The organism is Neptunicella marina, assembly GCF_014270035.1.
GTDB lineage: Bacteria > Pseudomonadota > Gammaproteobacteria > Enterobacterales > Alteromonadaceae > Neptunicella > Neptunicella marina.
On the sequence record NZ_JACNEP010000007.1, the window covers coordinates 1 to 17,600 of the forward strand.

General features: G+C 43.2%; 19 protein-coding genes. 9 read left to right on the top strand and 10 right to left on the bottom strand.

Annotated elements, in window-relative coordinates; translation table 11 throughout:
* Positions 1 to 640 precede the first annotated feature (640 nt).
* The 7 genes from H8B19_RS09970 to H8B19_RS10000 all read left to right on the top strand — a co-directional run bounded on the left by H8B19_RS09970 (position 641) and on the right by H8B19_RS10000 (position 6,075).
* Complete coding sequence (locus H8B19_RS09970; RefSeq protein ID WP_186506698.1) at positions 641 to 1,417, top strand: FRG domain-containing protein; 777 nt, start codon at positions 641 to 643, stop codon at positions 1,415 to 1,417.
* Between the two features lie 502 nt (positions 1,418 to 1,919).
* Positions 1,920 to 2,414, top strand: a complete 495-nt coding sequence (locus tag H8B19_RS09975) for a hypothetical protein (RefSeq protein WP_186506699.1) — start codon at positions 1,920 to 1,922, stop codon at positions 2,412 to 2,414.
* A gap of 246 nt (positions 2,415 to 2,660) precedes the next feature.
* Positions 2,661 to 3,557: an alpha/beta fold hydrolase gene (locus tag H8B19_RS09980; protein WP_186506701.1), complete on the top strand. Its 897-nt coding sequence runs from the start codon at positions 2,661 to 2,663 to the stop codon at positions 3,555 to 3,557.
* A 2-nt stretch (positions 3,558 to 3,559) separates the two neighbouring features.
* Complete coding sequence (locus H8B19_RS09985; protein WP_186506702.1) at positions 3,560 to 4,663, top strand: RNA polymerase sigma factor; 1,104 nt, start codon at positions 3,560 to 3,562, stop codon at positions 4,661 to 4,663.
* 276 nt (positions 4,664 to 4,939) lie between these two features.
* Positions 4,940 to 5,347 (top strand): GNAT family N-acetyltransferase, encoded by a 408-nt coding sequence (locus H8B19_RS09990; RefSeq protein WP_186506704.1) that lies wholly within the window; start codon positions 4,940 to 4,942, stop codon positions 5,345 to 5,347.
* Between the two features lie 133 nt (positions 5,348 to 5,480).
* Positions 5,481 to 5,885 (top strand): hypothetical protein, encoded by a 405-nt coding sequence (locus tag H8B19_RS09995; RefSeq protein WP_186506705.1) that lies wholly within the window; start codon positions 5,481 to 5,483, stop codon positions 5,883 to 5,885.
* Positions 5,875 to 6,075 carry a hypothetical protein gene (locus H8B19_RS10000; RefSeq protein WP_186506707.1) on the top strand — a complete coding sequence of 67 codons (201 nt, stop codon included), beginning with the start codon at positions 5,875 to 5,877 and terminating at the stop codon, positions 6,073 to 6,075. The genes H8B19_RS09995 and H8B19_RS10000 overlap by 11 nt, the downstream gene beginning before the upstream one ends.
* 731 nt (positions 6,076 to 6,806) lie before the next feature.
* Here the strand turns inward: H8B19_RS10000 and H8B19_RS10005 are convergent.
* Complete coding sequence (locus H8B19_RS10005) at positions 6,807 to 7,217, bottom strand: VOC family protein (RefSeq protein ID WP_186506708.1); 411 nt, start codon at positions 7,215 to 7,217, stop codon at positions 6,807 to 6,809.
* A 215-nt stretch (positions 7,218 to 7,432) separates the two neighbouring features.
* Here H8B19_RS10005 and H8B19_RS10010 point away from each other — a divergent pair, with 215 nt between their 5' ends.
* On the top strand, positions 7,433 to 7,630 hold the full coding sequence (locus H8B19_RS10010; protein WP_186506710.1) for a hypothetical protein: 198 nt from the start codon (positions 7,433 to 7,435) through the stop codon (positions 7,628 to 7,630).
* 89 nt (positions 7,631 to 7,719) lie between these two features.
* Here H8B19_RS10010 and arsB read toward each other — a convergent pair whose 3' ends face one another.
* From arsB to H8B19_RS10030, 4 genes are all read right to left on the bottom strand, one after another.
* Positions 7,720 to 8,739, bottom strand: coding sequence for an ACR3 family arsenite efflux transporter (arsB, locus tag H8B19_RS10015; protein WP_186506711.1), 1,020 nt, complete (start codon positions 8,737 to 8,739; stop codon positions 7,720 to 7,722).
* 17 nt (positions 8,740 to 8,756) lie between these two features.
* A complete protein-coding gene (locus H8B19_RS10020; RefSeq protein ID WP_186506713.1) occupies positions 8,757 to 9,230 on the bottom strand; it encodes an arsenate reductase ArsC in 474 nt (157 codons plus the stop codon).
* Between the two features lies 1 nt (position 9,231).
* Entirely contained in the window at positions 9,232 to 9,564 is a 333-nt protein-coding gene (locus H8B19_RS10025) for a metalloregulator ArsR/SmtB family transcription factor (protein ID WP_186506715.1), read from the bottom strand.
* A 120-nt stretch (positions 9,565 to 9,684) separates the two neighbouring features.
* Positions 9,685 to 10,710, bottom strand: coding sequence for a proline iminopeptidase-family hydrolase (locus H8B19_RS10030; protein ID WP_186506717.1), 1,026 nt, complete (start codon positions 10,708 to 10,710; stop codon positions 9,685 to 9,687).
* A 214-nt stretch (positions 10,711 to 10,924) separates the two neighbouring features.
* Here H8B19_RS10030 and H8B19_RS10035 point away from each other — a divergent pair, with 214 nt between their 5' ends.
* Positions 10,925 to 11,194, top strand: a complete 270-nt coding sequence (locus H8B19_RS10035) for a barstar family protein (RefSeq protein WP_186506718.1) — start codon at positions 10,925 to 10,927, stop codon at positions 11,192 to 11,194.
* A 65-nt stretch (positions 11,195 to 11,259) separates the two neighbouring features.
* Here H8B19_RS10035 and H8B19_RS10040 read toward each other — a convergent pair whose 3' ends face one another.
* From H8B19_RS10040 to ppx, 5 genes are all read right to left on the bottom strand, one after another.
* A complete protein-coding gene (locus H8B19_RS10040; RefSeq protein ID WP_186506720.1) occupies positions 11,260 to 13,014 on the bottom strand; it encodes a sugar phosphorylase in 1,755 nt (584 codons plus the stop codon).
* 2 nt (positions 13,015 to 13,016) lie between these two features.
* The gene (locus tag H8B19_RS10045; RefSeq protein WP_186506722.1) at positions 13,017 to 14,240 is read right to left on the bottom strand and encodes a glycosyltransferase family protein; all 1,224 of its coding nucleotides are present in this window, start codon (positions 14,238 to 14,240) and stop codon (positions 13,017 to 13,019) included.
* An 8-nt stretch (positions 14,241 to 14,248) separates the two neighbouring features.
* Complete coding sequence (locus H8B19_RS10050; protein ID WP_186506723.1) at positions 14,249 to 15,073, bottom strand: HAD-IIB family hydrolase; 825 nt, start codon at positions 15,071 to 15,073, stop codon at positions 14,249 to 14,251.
* Positions 15,066 to 15,947: a P-loop NTPase fold protein gene (locus H8B19_RS10055; RefSeq protein WP_186506725.1), complete on the bottom strand. Its 882-nt coding sequence runs from the start codon at positions 15,945 to 15,947 to the stop codon at positions 15,066 to 15,068. Before H8B19_RS10055 ends, H8B19_RS10050 begins: the two co-directional genes overlap by 8 nt.
* Positions 15,948 to 16,067: 120 nt before the next feature.
* Positions 16,068 to 17,600, bottom strand: a complete 1,533-nt coding sequence (gene ppx, locus H8B19_RS10060; protein ID WP_186506726.1) for an exopolyphosphatase — start codon at positions 17,598 to 17,600, stop codon at positions 16,068 to 16,070.

The window sequence follows — 17,600 nt, forward strand, 5'->3', positions numbered from 1 at the left end:
CTTATCCAAGATGGGTAAAACCGAAAACAAATCGATATCCCCATAAAAAGAAAAATGCCAGTCAGCTTAACTGACTGGCATTAGCCGTTGGCTCCTTTTTTGAATTTCAAATATGCATCATCCCTGATGTTTTTCACGCCCAGTCCCGTGGGCGCGAGCCTATTTGGAAAGACCCAAATAGGCAAAAGGTCTTTCACTCCACTTACTTTTTTAACGGCAAACCGGACTTGTCTTTAATTCGAACCGGCCAAAGGCAACATCCATGTAAAGCGTTGGCCTTGGCAGAACCTCCTGTTCTGCCATTCGACAGCCAAATCCGTTTTGCCTAAAAGTCAGAGTCGCGGTTAAGTCAGCCGTTGGCTGACTGGTAAGAAAGTTATTTGGGGCAGTGTAATATTAAATTTTAATTTAAACGTCACTCCCAAAAGCAAAGCGAAGCTTGGTAAATGTCACTACAGTCAAATTCTAATAGCTTAAAGGTACCTCGCCCTCTTTTTTCCGTGTGATATTTACAACAAAGATATAACACCTTGTTTTAAATCATGTTTAGCGTTAGCTTGGAAAAACAAACAAAAACTAACAGGCAAGACACTCAGTATAAAAAACGTGCATTTTAGTTGTTACGTAAAAAGGAATTTAAGTGAAACTTGAAAGAACAGAAATTTTCGGATTAGTCAGAAGGCCCGCTAGTTTTAATGATCTACTAAATTTTATTACTAGTTGTGCTCCTCCCAATAGCAGCTTCATAACTAGAATGTGGAGAGGGCAAGGAGACATTAATTGGCCAGTCCACAGTTCTGGTTATAGAAGATGTATCCCAAATAGTGATTTGGAATTAGCGAGCTATGAAAAAAGGTTATTAGATGAAGCAACACATCAAGGTTATAGATTCGTTAATGGGAGAGAATTGCCAGATTTTGAGCTACTTGCCAGACTCCAACATCATGGAGCGGCAACTAGGTTGGTTGATGCAAGTAGGAATGCTCTTGTTGCTTTGTGGTTTTGTTGCAATAGTGAACCAAATAAAACAGGTGCTCTAATTGGAATCCATACCCATCATTTATGTGGATATGAAGGTCAATTAGAAATAAGGCCTTATCGCGAAATTATTGAAGATTTAAAAGAAAATGAAAATTTGTATACATGGGAGCCGCCAGCCGTAACTAAAAGGATTGCTTCGCAAAACTCACAGTTCTTATATAGCAAAGTGATACACGAAAAAACTGGAAATTTAGTCCTGCCAAAAGAAGAAGATGTGACAATTGTTATTTCAATTAGACCTAAATTAAAAGAAGAATGTTTAACCATACTTCAAGAAGCATTTGATATACGGCAACTAACGCTGTTTCCAGACATTGATGGTTTTTGTGCATCCAATTCTGTGAATAAGGCCAAATACTACAATAACAGGTGGTAATTTTAATAAATATGGACAGAGTAACATTAAGTTTCACTGTAAAAATCATTCCCATAAGCCGTAAAAAGCTTGGAAAAATAAACAAAAACTAACAGACAGGACACTCGTTATAGAAATGAGTATTTTGCATTCTATATAAATTGTTAAATTGCATTTATGAATTCGGACGGTTTCAGACTTTACGCGGGCGATAATGTTTCATCTCATGCTACTTTCGAATTAGCAAAAGAAGCAGCCAAAACATATATGCCCAGTGAAAAATATCTTCGGATAGAAATAATTGGTAGCGTCGCTATAGGTGATGCTGATTGGTGGGCTTATGAATATGATAATAACGAGTGGGTTCCATCTTGAGCTTTGTAGTTGTTTGCCATTTTACAAGTTGCTTAATTTCGTTACGGTCATAAACAGTATGGCCTCCACAATACAGCCTACGTTACACTGAGGCAGTCAATTATCAAAGCGTCAGTTGATTATGTTCAGATTAAGCGCATTAATATTTATGTTTTTCTCACTTCAAGCTTTATCTACTGAAGAGACCTTTAAATTAAATAGTTTACGTTTTCAGCACTTAATGAATACTTCTGATAAGTTTATTATTCCAACTGAAAAGTTTGAATTTACTCGGTCTGATGAGCATGGAGCTTTAAAAGGTGTGATCACCAGTGGCGTATCAAAAGAGTCAGCGTATTACTTAATTGACGTAGACGATAAACGTTATTCGGATACATTTATTAAACTTTCAAATCATTTAACTAATGTTCAGGCCTTTAAACAAAATGTATTAGACTTTTCGCCGTCTTTAGATATTGAATCAAAATTTGTTGTCGGAAAATTTGATTTCAATGGATATTCATACAACGGATTTATGATTGCTGGAAAAAATAAAAGAAACTCACATCAATATATCTATGAATTTTATTTCCTAATTGATGGGGATTTGTATTCGTTAACCTATTTTACGACCTACGGGTTTGACGATATATTCACCCAATGATTGGGGTCAGAGTAACATTAATTTTTAATTTAAAAGCCATTCCCCAATGCCAAGCAACCGCTTGGCTTTTTCTTTTCTACAACTCTGACTTTTAGCCAAAACAAGCTACCTCCAAATAACAAAGTGACTGTTACGCCCTTTTGCCCCCTGCTTTAAAACGATACAAAAATATTTTTCAATTTTCTGTCACAGATTTCATTGCTGCTGTTTCTTGGTTATGAACATTCAATAATCAGGAACGAAATAATGAACACTAAACAGGCTTTTTTAAAATTTTTCCACCTTACCGCTGTTACAGCAATCACCGGTATTTTTTCCATTTCAGTTATCGCTCAAAAGCCGCAGGACGTTATCCATGTCGAGAGTTATGGCAAAGGTGACCCGGTTATTTTAATTCCGGGTTTGATGTCTGACGGTTCGGTATGGCAGCAAACCATTGAACAGCTGCAAGATGATCATCAGGTGCTGGTGGTCAATGTCGCGGGTTTTGGTAAAACACCTAAAGTCGCTGGTACTAACCTGCACAAGGTTGAACAGGCGATTGTTGATTATGTTAATCAGCATCACATTAAACAACCAGTTGTGATTGGCCACAGCATGGGCGGATTTTTAAGTTTAGCGCTGGCGGTTAACCCGAATATCGAGGTAAAAAAAGCGATTTCGGTGGATGGCTTACCCTACATCGGTGCCATTTTCGCCCGTACTAATCAGGTGACAGTCGATATGATGCAACCTCAGGCTAAAGGTGCACTGGCATATTTTCAGAATATGGATCAGCAACAACTGGTAGCGCAAACCAGACAGGGTTTAGCCATTCAGGCAACCTCGCAACAGGCGCAGCAAAAGATATTAGATTTTGCCGCTGAGTCTGATCCTGTAACCGTTGGGCAAATCACTTACGATTTATTAATGCGCGATATTCGTCAGGAGCTGGTTGGTGACAAGACCCCTATTCTGATGCTGGGTGCATCTGGCGGCTTTGACACCGATGAACAGCATGCCGCGGTAGAAAGCTTATATCGAGGTCAACTTGCCAACAGCCCCAATGCTCAGGTACAAATGAATACTCACTCCCGCCATTTCATTATGTTTGATGATGCAAAATGGCTGGCCACACAAATCGCGCAATTTATCGGGGAATAATCATGAGTGTATTGATTGTAGAACAGGATGTTGTTGCCGCGATGAATGGCGATAGCTCAGCCTTTACTCGGCTGATTCAGGCCAGCAAAAATACCATTAGCAGCATCGCACTGGCGGTAGTCAAAGATTTGGATGCCAGTGAAGAAGTAGCACAGCAGGTATATATCCAGTGCTGGCAAAAGCTTAACACTTTGAATAACCCGGCCAGTTTTTTACCCTGGATACGCCAGGCCACACGCTACGCTGCGTTTAATTACCTGCGTGATAATAAAGTTGCTGATCGGGTTGGCGGTGACGATGCCGACTCGTTATTTGCGCGGTTTTGTAATGAGAGTGATGATGGTGAAACCAGTCTGAGCCGCTCGCAGCAGGCAGCTATTCTGGCCCGAATCGTCGACGATTTGCCAGAAGAAACCCGTGAAATAGTATTATTGTATTATCGTGAAGAGCAATCGAGCGCTCAGGTTGCCCGGTTGCTATCAATTACAGATGCAGCGGTGCGCCAGCAACTTAGCCGTGCCCGTCAAGCGCTGAGAACTAATTTATTAGATAAATATGGCAATATGATCCTGTCCACAGCACCAACGCTGGCAATAGGATCTGCACTTTTAGCCAGCACAACGATAAGCACGCCGGCACAGGCCGCCACAGGGGCGGTCGCAAAAGGTGGATTTTTGGGCGTGGTAAAATGGTTATTAAGCGGTGCTATGTTTGCGGCATTTGTTGGTGCCATAGCGGTTTATTTTAGTGCTGAAATCCCCATTCGCCGTATGCAAAGCAGCGAGCGCAAAGCCGAGCTCAGAAAACTACGTGGTCGCTCGGTTGTCGCTATATTGATTACAGGAGGGCTGTTGGCAGCGGCTTATGAATTAACTACAGGATGGATTGCGCCAATTGTGGCTTATGAAATTCTAATGGCGATAGTTTTTGTTCAAACCCGCAAAATGCAGGATATTATCGCCATTGAACAGTGCGAAAAACAAGTACAGGGTAAGTTAATTTTTGGTCTTTGTGCGGGACGTATAGGTTTGTACGCAGGCATTTTATTTGGCAATGTGGCACTCTTGTACGGTCTGTACGCCAGTGGCAGAGCGTTTTGGGGATAGAGAAGTAATTTTTGGAGTAAATTTTCAAAGCTCAGATAAAATTTAATATCTGTAGTACCAAAGCCAGGCGGCCGCTTGGCTTTTTTCTTTTCTGCAACTCTGACTTTCAACCAAGAACAGGGACGATTTAGCGATGTTCTGTAAAGAGCCAATATACGATTTTGCATTCAACTTGTTGTTACACAAGTTAAACCGTATCTTTTGCCACTGACTATTAATCCACTTTATTATCAACAATCAGTTCACTAAAAAACCATTCAGGGAACGAACAACGCCATGTATCAATTAAAACAACAACCACCCACAGTGGAACAATTTGCATCACTACGCGATGCCGTGGGTTGGACAAATCCAAAGGAATCGGTGCTGCAATCTAGCGTTGATAATTCTTTATTTTGGGTGTGTATTTTTGAACAGGAGACTCTTGTTGCCACCGGGCGGGTTATTGGTGATGGCGCGATGTATTTTTATATTCAGGACGTGATTGTGCACCCTGCCCATCAGCAGCAAGGTTTGGGTAAACAGATCATGCAGTGCATTGAACACTACTTGTCACAAACCACAGTAACCGGCTGCACTGTTGGCTTACTTGCAGCGCAGGGCAAAGAGAAATTTTATAAACGCTTTGCTTATGTTGAACGTGATGGAAATATGCTTGGTTTAGGCATGTGCAGGTTTATTTAGATTCAAAAGCCAACAGTTAAACCATTTGCATTAAAAGTTAAGACATTGGGTTATTAAACATGTAACCTAAATTTGAAACTACCAGCGTTAGAATGATTCAGTTTTGTAACCTCATTAAATTGGATTTTTTGAAATGAAAAACGTGCTATTGATTTTATTTGCTTTCATCTCAGGCAATGCTTTTGCGTTAAATAATTGCGCGATTCCTGAAGGTAAATCGACTGGCAAGCCCGCTATTCGTGTTATTCCATCTATTCCATTAAAAAGTATTGCCAATGAAGCAATATTGGACGGTGATTGCACGTTAGTGTCTTACAAATTGAAAATTAAAAAAGACACAATGGGAAAAGGATTAGTGCCTTACGATTTTAGGATTGAAGCAACCACCAATAATACACTTACAAGACAAACCATCAGTGCACTGGAAGGCTGGTTATATTTTGCCAAATGGAACAGCACACATAAACGTTATTACTACTCTTTTACTCACAAAGAAAAAGGAATATTAAAGAAAAAGGAACTTACTGTTGGCTATTAATCCAGATTATAAAAATTACAGCTCAGACGACTTGGAAGATGTCATTAGCAATATTGACAAAGAGCGCTTCCCACAAAGATATAATGACGCAGTTACCGAGTTACACACACGCACAATTGAAAAGCCCCAAACGGTAAACAATACTGCTAAAAATGATGAATATGTTCCAAATGAAGTTCCGATTTTATAACAAATTAAAAATGTAACTTTCTCAATTATTGTCATTGCAGGTGGTGCGTTTGGTGTCATTGAAAATGACTTAGCCGTAACTGCATGCAAAAGATGTGAAACTGTCTATCACCTCAAAGATGAAGCCGCTTGGGTAATGTATGCATCGATGTTGTTTATGGCTGCTGGGTTAATTTCAGAAGTTGTTGATCACTATGACAAACGCAACAATGAGCATCTTTATCACAGAATATCTAATTTCACTATGTTGCCTGGACTAGCGCTTTTCTTATTAGCATTTTTCCTCCACTTCCGATAATAAATAGGCATCAAAGTAAATGGAACCAACATTTCAAAAGCCAGGCAAATGCTTGGCTTTTTTGTTTTTGCACCAAGCGAAGCTTGGTAAAACGTCCCATCACTGTGTCTAATTTAAAATTCAGATTAGCGAACTGCCAGACGAGGCAGGGATGCAGAGTCAGTCGTAACAGAAAGGATGTGGATTTGCGACGCTGGCAGTTTGCCTGAATTTAAAATTGAACAGGCACAGTGTGGGTGCCGGGTGAGTCCAGAGAGGTTGCGGCAGCACAACCTCTCTGGTTGCTGTCGCCAACGTGACGCCCAAACTTTACTTTTATGACATGTGGTTGGTTGCTCAGCAATATCCCTGTATTTTCAATCTAACACACATTTTTCCCTGATATTTTTCATGCGTAATTTAGCACGCGCGAAAAATATCAGGGATGATAAAACCTATGCCTGCTCTGGCATGCCCTTCTCATCCATCCAAAATGGTCCCCAAATATGCCCATCGGGATCAGCCAAATCGCGACCATACATAAAACCTAAATCCTGAGTGGGGTTAATATCGCAAGTGCCCCCATGTCCTGCGGCGGCAACGTTCATCGCATCAACCTCTTCCCGGCTGTCGCAGGAAATATTCAACGCCACTTCACTTGAGCCTTCGGGTGGAATAGGACGATCGGTAAAGCTATGCCATTTTTCATGAGTAAGGATCATTACATAAATGGATTCACTCCAGATCATGCATGCACCTTTGTCATCCGAATACTGTGGGTTGTATTCAAATCCCAGTGCTTCATAAAACGCTTTGGATACTGCTAAATCTTTAATTGGCAGGCTGATAAAAATCATTTTTGTCATTCTTTTCTCCATTGTATCAGGGCAACAACAAAATCATTGTGCGCCTATAGTCGAATGGCGAAAAGGGGAATCGACATCATCATACTAATAAATACAACTTTTGTTTTAACCACAGTTAAAACAAGAAATGATTTGACTTAATAAGGTGGCAGAAAGTACCCTTCAAATGCATTTGATAATGATTATCATATAGATTAACGGCAAAGGATGTGCCTATGAGCTTTTCTGTATTAGTAGTATTGCTACTCATCTTCTTTTCTATCTTCGTCTCAATCTGCAGTTATAACCTGGGAAAAAGGAAAACAAGTACGCCTAAAATGGCTGCGGTTATAGGATTTGTAATTGGTTTTGTGCCCATTTTAGCCATGATTTATCTGGCAATATTGCTACTGAAGAAGGATGTAAACCCGTAAGCAGCAAGCTGGTAAAAGCTAAAATGAAATAAGGACAAATGTTGACGTTAAGCGGGTAACGCTCGCCTACCCGCTTAAAAAAAAAGGAACTAACTGCTAAACCAATGTCGGGTTCGGTTGGCAAACCACACCAGAGATAACATCACAGGCACTTCCACCAACACCCCTACCACGGTAGCTAGTGCCGCGCCTGAATGCAGACCAAACAGGGAAATCGCCACAGCGACTGCCAGTTCAAAAAAGTTAGAGGTGCCAATCATGCAAGCTGGCGCCGCTATGTTATGCGGCAGTCGCCATTTTTTCGCTGCAAAATAGCTGATGGCAAAAATACCGTAGGTTTGCAGCAATAGCGGAATAGCAATCATCAGGATAACGCTAGGTTGCGCCAAAATGGTGGTGGCTTGTAAGGCAAATAACAGCAACACGGTGGCGAGTAAACCCAGTATCGACCAGGGTTTGAGTGCACTAACAAAACCGTTTAAACGCTGGTGATTATCTTCGCTGTCGAGCCATTTGCGAGTTACTATGCCTGCCACTAACGGGATCACCACATACAGCAATACCGACAATAACAAGGTTTGCCAAGGCACCTGAATATCGCTGATGCCAAGCAATAACGCGGTGAGAGGCGCAAAAGCAAACACCATAATGATGTCGTTGAGTGATACCTGCACCAGCGTATAATTCGGGTCACCTTTAGTTAGCTGGCTCCACACAAACACCATAGCAGTGCAAGGCGCTACGCCTAATAAAATCATACCAGCGATATATTCACTGGCCGATTGCGCGTCTACCCAATCGGAAAAAATCACAGTGAAAAACAACCAGCCAAGTAACGCCATGCTAAAGGGTTTGATTAGCCAGTTAACCACCAGGGTTAAAATAATGCCTTTGGGTTTTTGGCCTATGTTTTTAATTGCGCCAAAATCCACCTGAATCATCATGGGATAAATCATCAGCCAGATCAGCACCGCCACCACCAGATTCACCTGCGCATATTGCAACTCTGCCAGCGTGTTAAACACCTCTGGTGCCAAATTGCCTAACAGCACACCACCTGCGATACACAGCGCTACCCACAGCGATAAATAACGTTCAAATAATCCCATTTTTTTACCTTTTGGTTTTAAGATTGGTGGCTATCAGCCAGTTGTTGAAGTTGTGATGCCCAGTTGGCTTTGTCTGATTTCGCCACCTGCTTTAACTGCTCAACCCGCGTTCGAATAATTTCGATGCACTGTTTAAACGCGGCTGCGATTTCGGCTTCGCTACCTTCTAGTTTGGATGGATCCTGTAAACCCCAGTGCAGTTTTATCGCCTTGCCAAACCAAACCGGGCAGGTTTCTGCAGCCGCGGAATCACATACGGTAATCACCACATCGGGTTCAAACGACTCAAACTCATGCCACGACTGACTGATTAAGCCTTCGGTACTCATGCCCTCTTCGGCCAGATATTTAACCGATAGCGGATGCACCTTTCCCACCGGCTGGCTACCTGCGCTTTTGGCTATTATCAGGCCATCGGCCAAATGATTGGTGATGGCTTCGGACAAAATGCTGCGGCAGCGGTTGTGGGTGCAGATATACAAAATTTTCATGTTAGTTCTCACAGCAGGCGTTAAGGTGCTGATTTAATAAATCGAGGTTGGGCTGAATAACATCAGCATTGTGATTAAGCGTATGGCTCAGCAGTTGATTAACCCAATCAGGCATATCGCTAGCCAGTTGGTAATAGACCCATTTACCACGTCTTTCGTCTTGTAATAAGCCAGCCTTACGTAAATCGGCCAAGTGGCGTGACACTTTGGGCTGACTAATGTCCAGCGCATTTTGCAAATCACACACACAAAGTTGCCCTTTACTGGCAACAAGTAGCATGGATTTAAGCCGGGTATCGTCGGCCAGTAATTTAAATAAGTTAAGCGGTGACATAAGTTGCCTGAGCTAACCTTGCATACGGAATATCATATATATGAAATTTCGTATGTAAATAAACTTTTCACAGCTAAACAAAAAAGGAGCCGTTTTGGCTCCTTAATGACTCAACTAAGGCTATTTGGCGTTGTCTGTTTGTTTAAGAAAATTAATTAAACCTTCAAAGTAGGTTTGCTGGTCATCATACATCGCCATATGACTGCCTTTAGGGCAATACAGATAATGTCCTTGGGCAAACTCCTGGCTCATCCACTGCATATGTTTGGGATCCATGGTGTCGTATTCTGCGCCAATCACCAGCGTGGGCACCTTGATTGAATGCAAATCGGCGGTTCTATCCCAGTTAAGCAGTTTACCGCTGGCACCCAGTTCACTTGGCCCCTGCATCGGCACGTAAATATTGGGGTTTATTTTGGCAAAGGCACGATTGACCGGATCGGGCCATTGCTCAGCTGGCATGCGCAATACATGTTTGTTGTAATGATGCTGCATTAGCAAATCCATATAGCGCGGATTGGCGTAATCTTTGGCAGCTTCCAGTTGTTGCAGTTCGGCCAGTACTTCTGGTGGCATAGCCGGTTTTAGCACTTCATCAGCGTACTGGTTGTAGGCAGGAATACTGGCCATCATGTTTGAAATAATCATGCCTTTTAAATGTTGTTGATATTTAAGTGCATATTCAATCGCTAATACCCCGCCCCAGCTATGACCTAACACATAAAAATTATCTTTATTGAGTCCCAGCGCTTTGCGCACGGTTTCTACTTCTTCCACAAAACGCGGGATTTCCCACAAGCTGTCATCATTGGGCTGGTCGGAATAAGCAGAGCCTAACTGGTCATAATAATAATATTCGATTCCCGCTGCCGGTAAGTAACTGTCGGCAGCTTCAAAATATTCATGGGTGGCGCCGGGACCGCCATGTAGCAGCAACACCTTAATGCTGGGGTTATTGCCAACGCGTTTGGTCCATACCTTAAATTGCCCTTTGGGTGTATCGATAGTGATTAATTTCACCCCGCCACTTAACACATCATCGCGGGCGCTATTATCAAAATAATCAGTATTTGCTGTCTGTTGTATCGATTCACCACAACAGGCAGTAAGTAAAAACACACAACCTATCATAATAAGTTTGTTCATTTATCTGTCCTTATTGTTTTTATTGAACATGTAAAATATGCCTGTTGGAAAAGGCACACTGAATAAGCTAAACAAATTAATATTAATTGTATAGATGATGTACAAAACTGCTGATGTTGTGCATTATATGAAATCAGTTGTGTTGTTTAATGGTCAACCAAAACAAACCATTAGCCGCAGCTGAAATTTCGATGTGAATGACGAGAAAGTAAAAATGAAGATCAATTTGCAAGGGATTAGTACTAAAGAAGCACTGCACAAACATCTTGCCCATAGTTTAGATTTACCTGACTGGTGTGGACATAACTGGGACTCGTTCTGGGATGCCATTACCGATCAAATCACCCTTCCCCATCGTGTCGTATTTGTAGGTTTTAAACAACTTAGCAAAGTACTGCCCGATGATGCGGCAAAGTTACAACACAGTTTTGAACAACTGGCCGTAGAATATCCAGAAATTGAGTGTGACGTTACCTATCGGTAACCAGGGCAACCGCTCTCGCACTTTGTCATCACCGATTAGCCGCTAAGGCTAATCGGCACTGAAGTTTAATAAACGATATTAGTGATCCACACTGTTTGATAAGGCATTAATTCCAGTTCCATCAGCGCATCATTAATTTCCATTTCGCTGATTAAATCCTGCCATTTATCTGTGCCAATTAAATTAACATCGGATAACCGCAAAATTTGTATGGTATCGGTGATATTACTCACACAAAAAATACTTTGACGGCGGTCGATACTCTGACGCCAGTAACCAAACAACTGACTTCCTAGCTGCAACGTAAACTGAGTTGCATTAGGATGAAATGCCGGTTGTGCAGTACGTTTTTGTAGTAATGACGTTAAACGTTTATGCGCTTTAGCGTGCTGACTATGCTGATTCGACAGTTCAGATTCGAGCTTGTCATAATTCCAGCGATGGCGGTTAATCGAACGGTTTTGATTGGTATTGGCCAAGCGGTCATAATCATTACCGGTTGCCAGTAAACTGTGTACATATAAACCGGGAATACCTTCTAAGCCAAACATAATGGTATGCGCACACACAAAACGTTCCATGCCCCACTTATCCTGCCCGGCGGTGGTGCCTTGCAGCGCATCAAATAAGGCAATATTTATCTCATAAGGCTTTTGCTGGCCATTGTCTGCTACACGCCAGGACACACGTCCACCAAATTGTTGCATGGTGCTAAGTAAGGTATTTAACTCACGCTCTTCCAGTAAACCTTCTGCAGGGCGCAGACCAATGCCATCGTGCGAGGCAATAAAATTAAAATAGGTAGTTCCGTTTTGCGCCGGCGGCATGCTCATCATCCAGTTTTTCAGATAAGTACAATCACCGGTAATCAGGGTATTAAGCAGCAGCGGCGGTAACGAGAAGTTATAAATCGCATGTGCTTCGTTAGCATTACCAAAGTAGGCAAGGTTTTCACGATTGGGGATATTGGTTTCAGTGATAATCACGGCATCGGGCTGCGCATGTTCAATTAGCGTACGAATTAAGCGCACCGCTTCGTGGGTTTGCTCAAGGTTAATGCACGGCGTGCCAATCTGCTTCCATAAAAACGCCACGGCATCCAAACGGAATAAACGTACACCGTTATCCAGATACTGACGAATAATCGAGATAAAGGTGATCAGTACTTCCGGATTACGGAAATCAAAATCCACCTGATCATGACTAAAAGTGCACCACACATGTTGCTCGCCATTAGCGGTAACCGTTTCACGTAGCAAGGGGGATGTGCGGGGGCGCACAACCTGGGATAAATCATCCTGTGGCGAGGCAGTATAGAAAAAATCGTGCCCTTGTCCCTCTCCCTTTATAAAGTTATCAAACCAGGCACTGCGCGCCGAGCAATGGTTAATCACCAAATCCGCCATCAAACGGTAATCATCAGCAATCTGCGCAATGTGTGTCCAATTACCTAATGATTCATTTACGCTGGAATAATCGATAACCGAAAAGCCGTCATCCGAGCTGTAAGGGAAAAACGGCAAAATATGCACGCTGTTAATATAGGGTTTGCAGTACCGCTCTAAAAAACAATGCAGGGTTTGTAGTGGTTTTTCGCCTTCTTTTTCTATGCTGTCACCATAGGTGATCAGTACCACATCTTTTTCATTCCAGTGGTTCTGATGTGGCACAATCGGCCGCACATTATTTTCATCATCCAGCCCCATGGTTTGCAGCAATCGCTGCTTGATGTCATCCAGTGATTGCGTGGTTTCCACCCCGGCATAAATCACCGCCAAATGATGTAAAACAGTTTCCTGTAACAGAGTATGGGGCAACATGATTACTCCTTAAATTCCTGATAATCCAGTTCCACGGCTTCCTTAAGACGCTCAAGTACATCCGGCATGGCACTGACCACACGGTTCCAACTTGGAATAAACGGACGTTCCATTGGGTTTTCCAAAAAGCTCTGACCTGCCGTCATAATATTACTGGCAAACATTTCCACTGCTTTTTCTTCGTTATGAATATCCAGCTTAAGACCATTCATCAGGGCATCGTTGTGGTAGGTCTCAACAAAATCCAGTGCGATACGGAAATAGGTCGCTTTTAGTGAGCGGAAGGTTTCGCTGTTGAAGGTTTGCCCCTGCGTGGCCAGCTTACGCAACAGTGCTTTGGTAATATCAATCGACATTTTGGATAAACCGGCCTGCTGATCATGCAAGGATAAATCCTGATGTTTATGATCGTAAGTTTCAGCAATATCGACCTGACACAGACGGTTGCTGGAGTAGTTACGGTACATTTCCGATAACACTCCAATTTCCAGTCCCCAGTCACTGGGAATGCGAATATCGTTTAATACATCACGGCGGAATGAAAACTCCCCTGCCAGTGGATAACGGAAGCTATCCATAAACTCAAGATAAGGACTGTGTCCCACTATCGATTTAAGTGCACGCAGTAAGGGAGTAACCAGCAAACGCGATACCCGGCCATTCATTTTGCCATCAGCAACCCGTGCGTAAAAACCTTTACAGAATTCATAATTAAAATTGGGATGTGCTACCGGATAGATCAGACGTGCCAGTAATTCACGATCATAGGTAAGAATATCGCAATCATGCAGCGCCACCGATTCGGCTTTGCCTGAGGCCAGAATATACCCCATGCAATACCAGACATTACGTCCTTTGCCCAGTTCACGTGGGGCTAACTCCATTTCTGCCAGTTCAGCATCCAGTGCTTTTAAGCGTGGCCCATCATTCCATAAAATACGATGATGTTGTGGTAATGCATCGAAAAACTTAAGTGCATGTTTGTATTGCGCCTCATCAGCCCGGTCGAGGCCAATTACAATTTGTGATAAATAGGGTACATCACAAATATGCTCAATAATTTTGCCCAGTGCCGGTCCTTCAAGCTCAGAAAATAACGATGGCAATATCAGTGCCATGGGTCGTTTTTCTGAAAAGCTGACCAGTTCTTTTTCCAGTTCTTCCAGTGGACGTTTTGCCAGATTGTGCAAGGTAGTCACTACGCCATTTTGATAAAAGTCAGCCATAACATCTCCTAAAAATAATGAGCCAGAATTTGCTCAACGGTTTCACTCCAACCCTGTGGGCCGGGCAAAGTACTGGTGATTACGTTGTGTTTGCGGGTTAAGTCAGGGGGTGGTTTGTGCGGGGATAAAATACGAATGGCAACATCAGCCACTTCCAGCATCGCCACATCATTGTGGCTGTCACCAATTGCCAGTGTGTAAAACTCACCGCCGCGCTGACGTTGATATTCGGCAGTTAACCAGTTAAGTGCCCTGCCCTTATTACAATTACCAGAGACATGAATAAAACGCCCTCCGGTCAGCGGCTCAGCACCAGCATCTTCCAGTGCTTTAATAAATGCCAGACGCTGAGCATCATCACCATGCCACAGCACAGGCTCACTAAAATGACGATCGGCAGCCAGCGCAGCCTGTTCAGGAGACAAACCAGTTGACTCACAAATACGTTTAATGCTCATTTCGGCAAAATGTTCATATAAGGATTCAAACGACTGGCCGGCCTGATTTAATACCTCTATCCAGTGTGCACGTAACTGGGTGAATTCCTTTACCCAGTAACCTTCAAATTCGACCACACCAGCCGGCGCCTGATTAAAGTAACCGATGGGAATAAATACCGCCGCACCATTTTCCACAATAAAAGGAGACGTGAGTCCCAGTTCCTGATTAAGTTGTAATAACTCAGGATAGGTTTTACTGGTATTGGGAATGATGGGTACACGACGCGCCTTGAGTTCAGTCAGCGTTGCATCAGCGGGAAGATGGCTGTAAGTATCATGATCCAGCAACGAGCCATCCATATCGGTAAAAATAAGGTACTTTTTATCAGGCATAGGCATCCCGTGTGGTCACAGAAACGATGTTGCGATCTTTATCCAGTTTAAAGACCTGATCACAACGGGCAGGCAAAGTGTTTAACGCATGTTGGGTTAAACGCTGAAAATGCTGAATAAAATCACAAATTTGCTGAGTGGACATAATGTGGCGCTTTTCACCCGTAGCGCTCAACGCAAGTTTTTTCTCCTGTTCTAAACGCCACTGAAAAACATGATCGAAACTCGGCGCTTGTAACATCAGCCAGTAATCCATTTGCTCGTACAGGGGCTGATAATGCACCATTAGTTGTTGGTTAACATACTGACGCCATATTTTGCGCTGGTCCTGCTCTGCCTCCAGTGAATTAACCGCTTGATTAAGCTGATCTGCCGACTGTGCCATCACTCCCCAGCTCCAGCCTTCAAAAATAACCATATCTACCGGTGTTTTCACCACCGGCCAGTAAGCAGAGGACAAGGGATTATCGTTGGCTTTGTTAAAACGCGGGATGGCAATTTCACTGTGGCTTCCATGCAATTGTTCCAGAACGGACTTTATCAATTGCACATCATGAGTGCCCGGCACCCCACGCGTTTGCAAAAGTGGATGAATATTCATGCCCAGTTGTGCACGTTGCTGACGACTTAAATAAAAGTCATCCAGCGACAATACCACCACACGTAACTGATGTTGCTGATGCAGATATTCGCTTAAAAAATCAGCCAGCGTGGATTTGCCCGATCCCTGACAACCATTAATGCCCACATAAAAGGGCTTATTTGCACTACTCTGGTGCACTAATAATTGTTCGGCCAGAGGGATATACCACTGATTGGCTATGGTGGTGAACCTGTCATCCAGCCGGTGTTTAGTGATAAATTCTTCAAGCATGACAACCGCTCTCCCTAGTTTATTAAGACAATAACTATTGTCCCTGACATCAGACTTTCAACATCTGTGCCAGCCTCAAAACTGTATAGGAGAAATGGTTACAAAGACATGACCGCAGGATTACTGAACGGTTAAACTCAGCTCCAGCGGGCGAATAAGGTCAGACTCACGGGCTAAATCAGCTGCCAGCAAAGGTTGTTGCTCTTCCAGCCAGTTTTCGGGAAAAGTAAGCTGCAGGCTATTTTTACCGGCATCGATTGTAAAATCTGCCAGATAGTCATCTTGTCTGGCGATATTGAGCAATACCCCCAAGCGTAATAAACAAATCAGTTTATTCACCTGCTCGGCATCATACTGGTCTAACTCAATAAGATCACTTTTGCGGATTTTTTTGCGATGTAAGCCCACCAACAGCGCTAATAACAGTTGCTGTTCCTGGTTAAAGCCAGGTAATTCCACTTCAGAAATAATATAAGCGGAGTGACGTTGTACTGCGCGCGAATTAATTTGCAATCCCACTTCGTGCAACAACGCCGCCCACGACAACATGCTTTTTAACTCTGCGCCTTTTAAGCCCCAGGCTTTGTGACAAGCATCATAAAGCCGGAGCGTGGTAGCCAGTACGCGTTTGGCCTGTTCAATATCCACATCATAACGGGTAGCGAGACTTTCCGCAGTGCGCTGACGGATGTCAACCCGTTGCAGGCTATCTTCCATCTCATAAATAACCCCTTCACGCAGAGCACTGGTGGAATAAGCCATTTCATCGATTTTAAGACTTTTAAATACTGCCGTTAATACGGCTAAACCAGCAACAAACACCGGTTGTCTGTCATCACTCAAACCGGATAATTTAATTTTTTCAATACGCTCAGCTTTAAAACAAACCTCGGCTATCGCCTGCAGATCATCAAGTGTAATGGTCAGCTTATTTGGATTGTCAGCCAGAGCTGATGCCACATCCAAAATGGTGCGAATAGTGCCGGATGTGCCAATACAGCTTTGCCAGCCAGTATGACGATACTTTTTATCCAGCAGTTCCAGTTCCTGCTGTGCCGCAGTGACCGCCTTTTTAAATTGTTTGGGGGTAATCTCACCGTTGCTGAAAAACTTTTGGGTATAACTGACACAACCCATTTGCACACTGCGCAATAAAATGGGATCAAAGCCCTGCCCAATAATACATTCAGTAGAACCGCCACCTATGTCTACCACCAACTGATTGCCGGTTTGATAGTTAGTATGGGCTACGCCTGCATAAATTAAACGTGCCTCTTCCACACCAGCAATCACTTCAACCGGATACGGCATAATTTTACGCGCGGCTTTAATAAAGGTTTTGGCGTTTTTGGCTTTACGCAGGGTATGGGTTGCAACAATGCGCACATATTCCGGGTGAAACCCCTGCAGGCTTTGCGCCATTAACGACAAGGTGTCTAACCCACGATTAATCGCGTCTTCTGATAAATAATTGTCGTCGTCCAATCCTTCGGCCAGACGCACCTTTTGTTTGATGGTATGCAGAATCTGCACTGAGTCAGCGACGATGCGCGCCACCACCAGATGGAAGCTGTTTGACCCTAAATCCAGAGCGGCCACTTTAACCGCTTCACGGGCATCAATATCGTTAAAGGTGGTGTGCGGACTGGGCAT

Coding starts and splice junctions, on each gene's coding strand:
- H8B19_RS09975 (WP_186506699.1), top strand. CDS start 1,920: ATGTTTTTCTCACTTCAAGCTTTATCTACTGAAGAGACCTTTAAATTA.
- H8B19_RS09980 (WP_186506701.1), top strand. CDS start 2,661: ATGAACACTAAACAGGCTTTTTTAAAATTTTTCCACCTTACCGCTGTT.
- H8B19_RS09985 (WP_186506702.1), top strand. CDS start 3,560: ATGAGTGTATTGATTGTAGAACAGGATGTTGTTGCCGCGATGAATGGC.
- H8B19_RS09990 (WP_186506704.1), top strand. CDS start 4,940: ATGTATCAATTAAAACAACAACCACCCACAGTGGAACAATTTGCATCA.
- H8B19_RS09995 (WP_186506705.1), top strand. CDS start 5,481: ATGAAAAACGTGCTATTGATTTTATTTGCTTTCATCTCAGGCAATGCT.
- H8B19_RS10005 (WP_186506708.1), bottom strand. CDS start 7,217: ATGACAAAAATGATTTTTATCAGCCTGCCAATTAAAGATTTAGCAGTA.
- H8B19_RS10010 (WP_186506710.1), top strand. CDS start 7,433: ATGAGCTTTTCTGTATTAGTAGTATTGCTACTCATCTTCTTTTCTATC.
- arsB (WP_186506711.1), bottom strand. CDS start 8,739: ATGGGATTATTTGAACGTTATTTATCGCTGTGGGTAGCGCTGTGTATC.
- H8B19_RS10020 (WP_186506713.1), bottom strand. CDS start 9,230: ATGAAAATTTTGTATATCTGCACCCACAACCGCTGCCGCAGCATTTTG.
- H8B19_RS10025 (WP_186506715.1), bottom strand. CDS start 9,564: ATGTCACCGCTTAACTTATTTAAATTACTGGCCGACGATACCCGGCTT.
- H8B19_RS10030 (WP_186506717.1), bottom strand. CDS start 10,710: ATGAACAAACTTATTATGATAGGTTGTGTGTTTTTACTTACTGCCTGT.
- H8B19_RS10035 (WP_186506718.1), top strand. CDS start 10,925: ATGAAGATCAATTTGCAAGGGATTAGTACTAAAGAAGCACTGCACAAA.
- H8B19_RS10040 (WP_186506720.1), bottom strand. CDS start 13,014: ATGTTGCCCCATACTCTGTTACAGGAAACTGTTTTACATCATTTGGCG.
- H8B19_RS10045 (WP_186506722.1), bottom strand. CDS start 14,240: ATGGCTGACTTTTATCAAAATGGCGTAGTGACTACCTTGCACAATCTG.
- H8B19_RS10050 (WP_186506723.1), bottom strand. CDS start 15,073: ATGCCTGATAAAAAGTACCTTATTTTTACCGATATGGATGGCTCGTTG.
- H8B19_RS10055 (WP_186506725.1), bottom strand. CDS start 15,947: ATGCTTGAAGAATTTATCACTAAACACCGGCTGGATGACAGGTTCACC.
- ppx (WP_186506726.1), bottom strand. CDS start 17,600: ATGCCCAGTCCGCACACCACCTTTAACGATATTGATGCCCGTGAAGCG.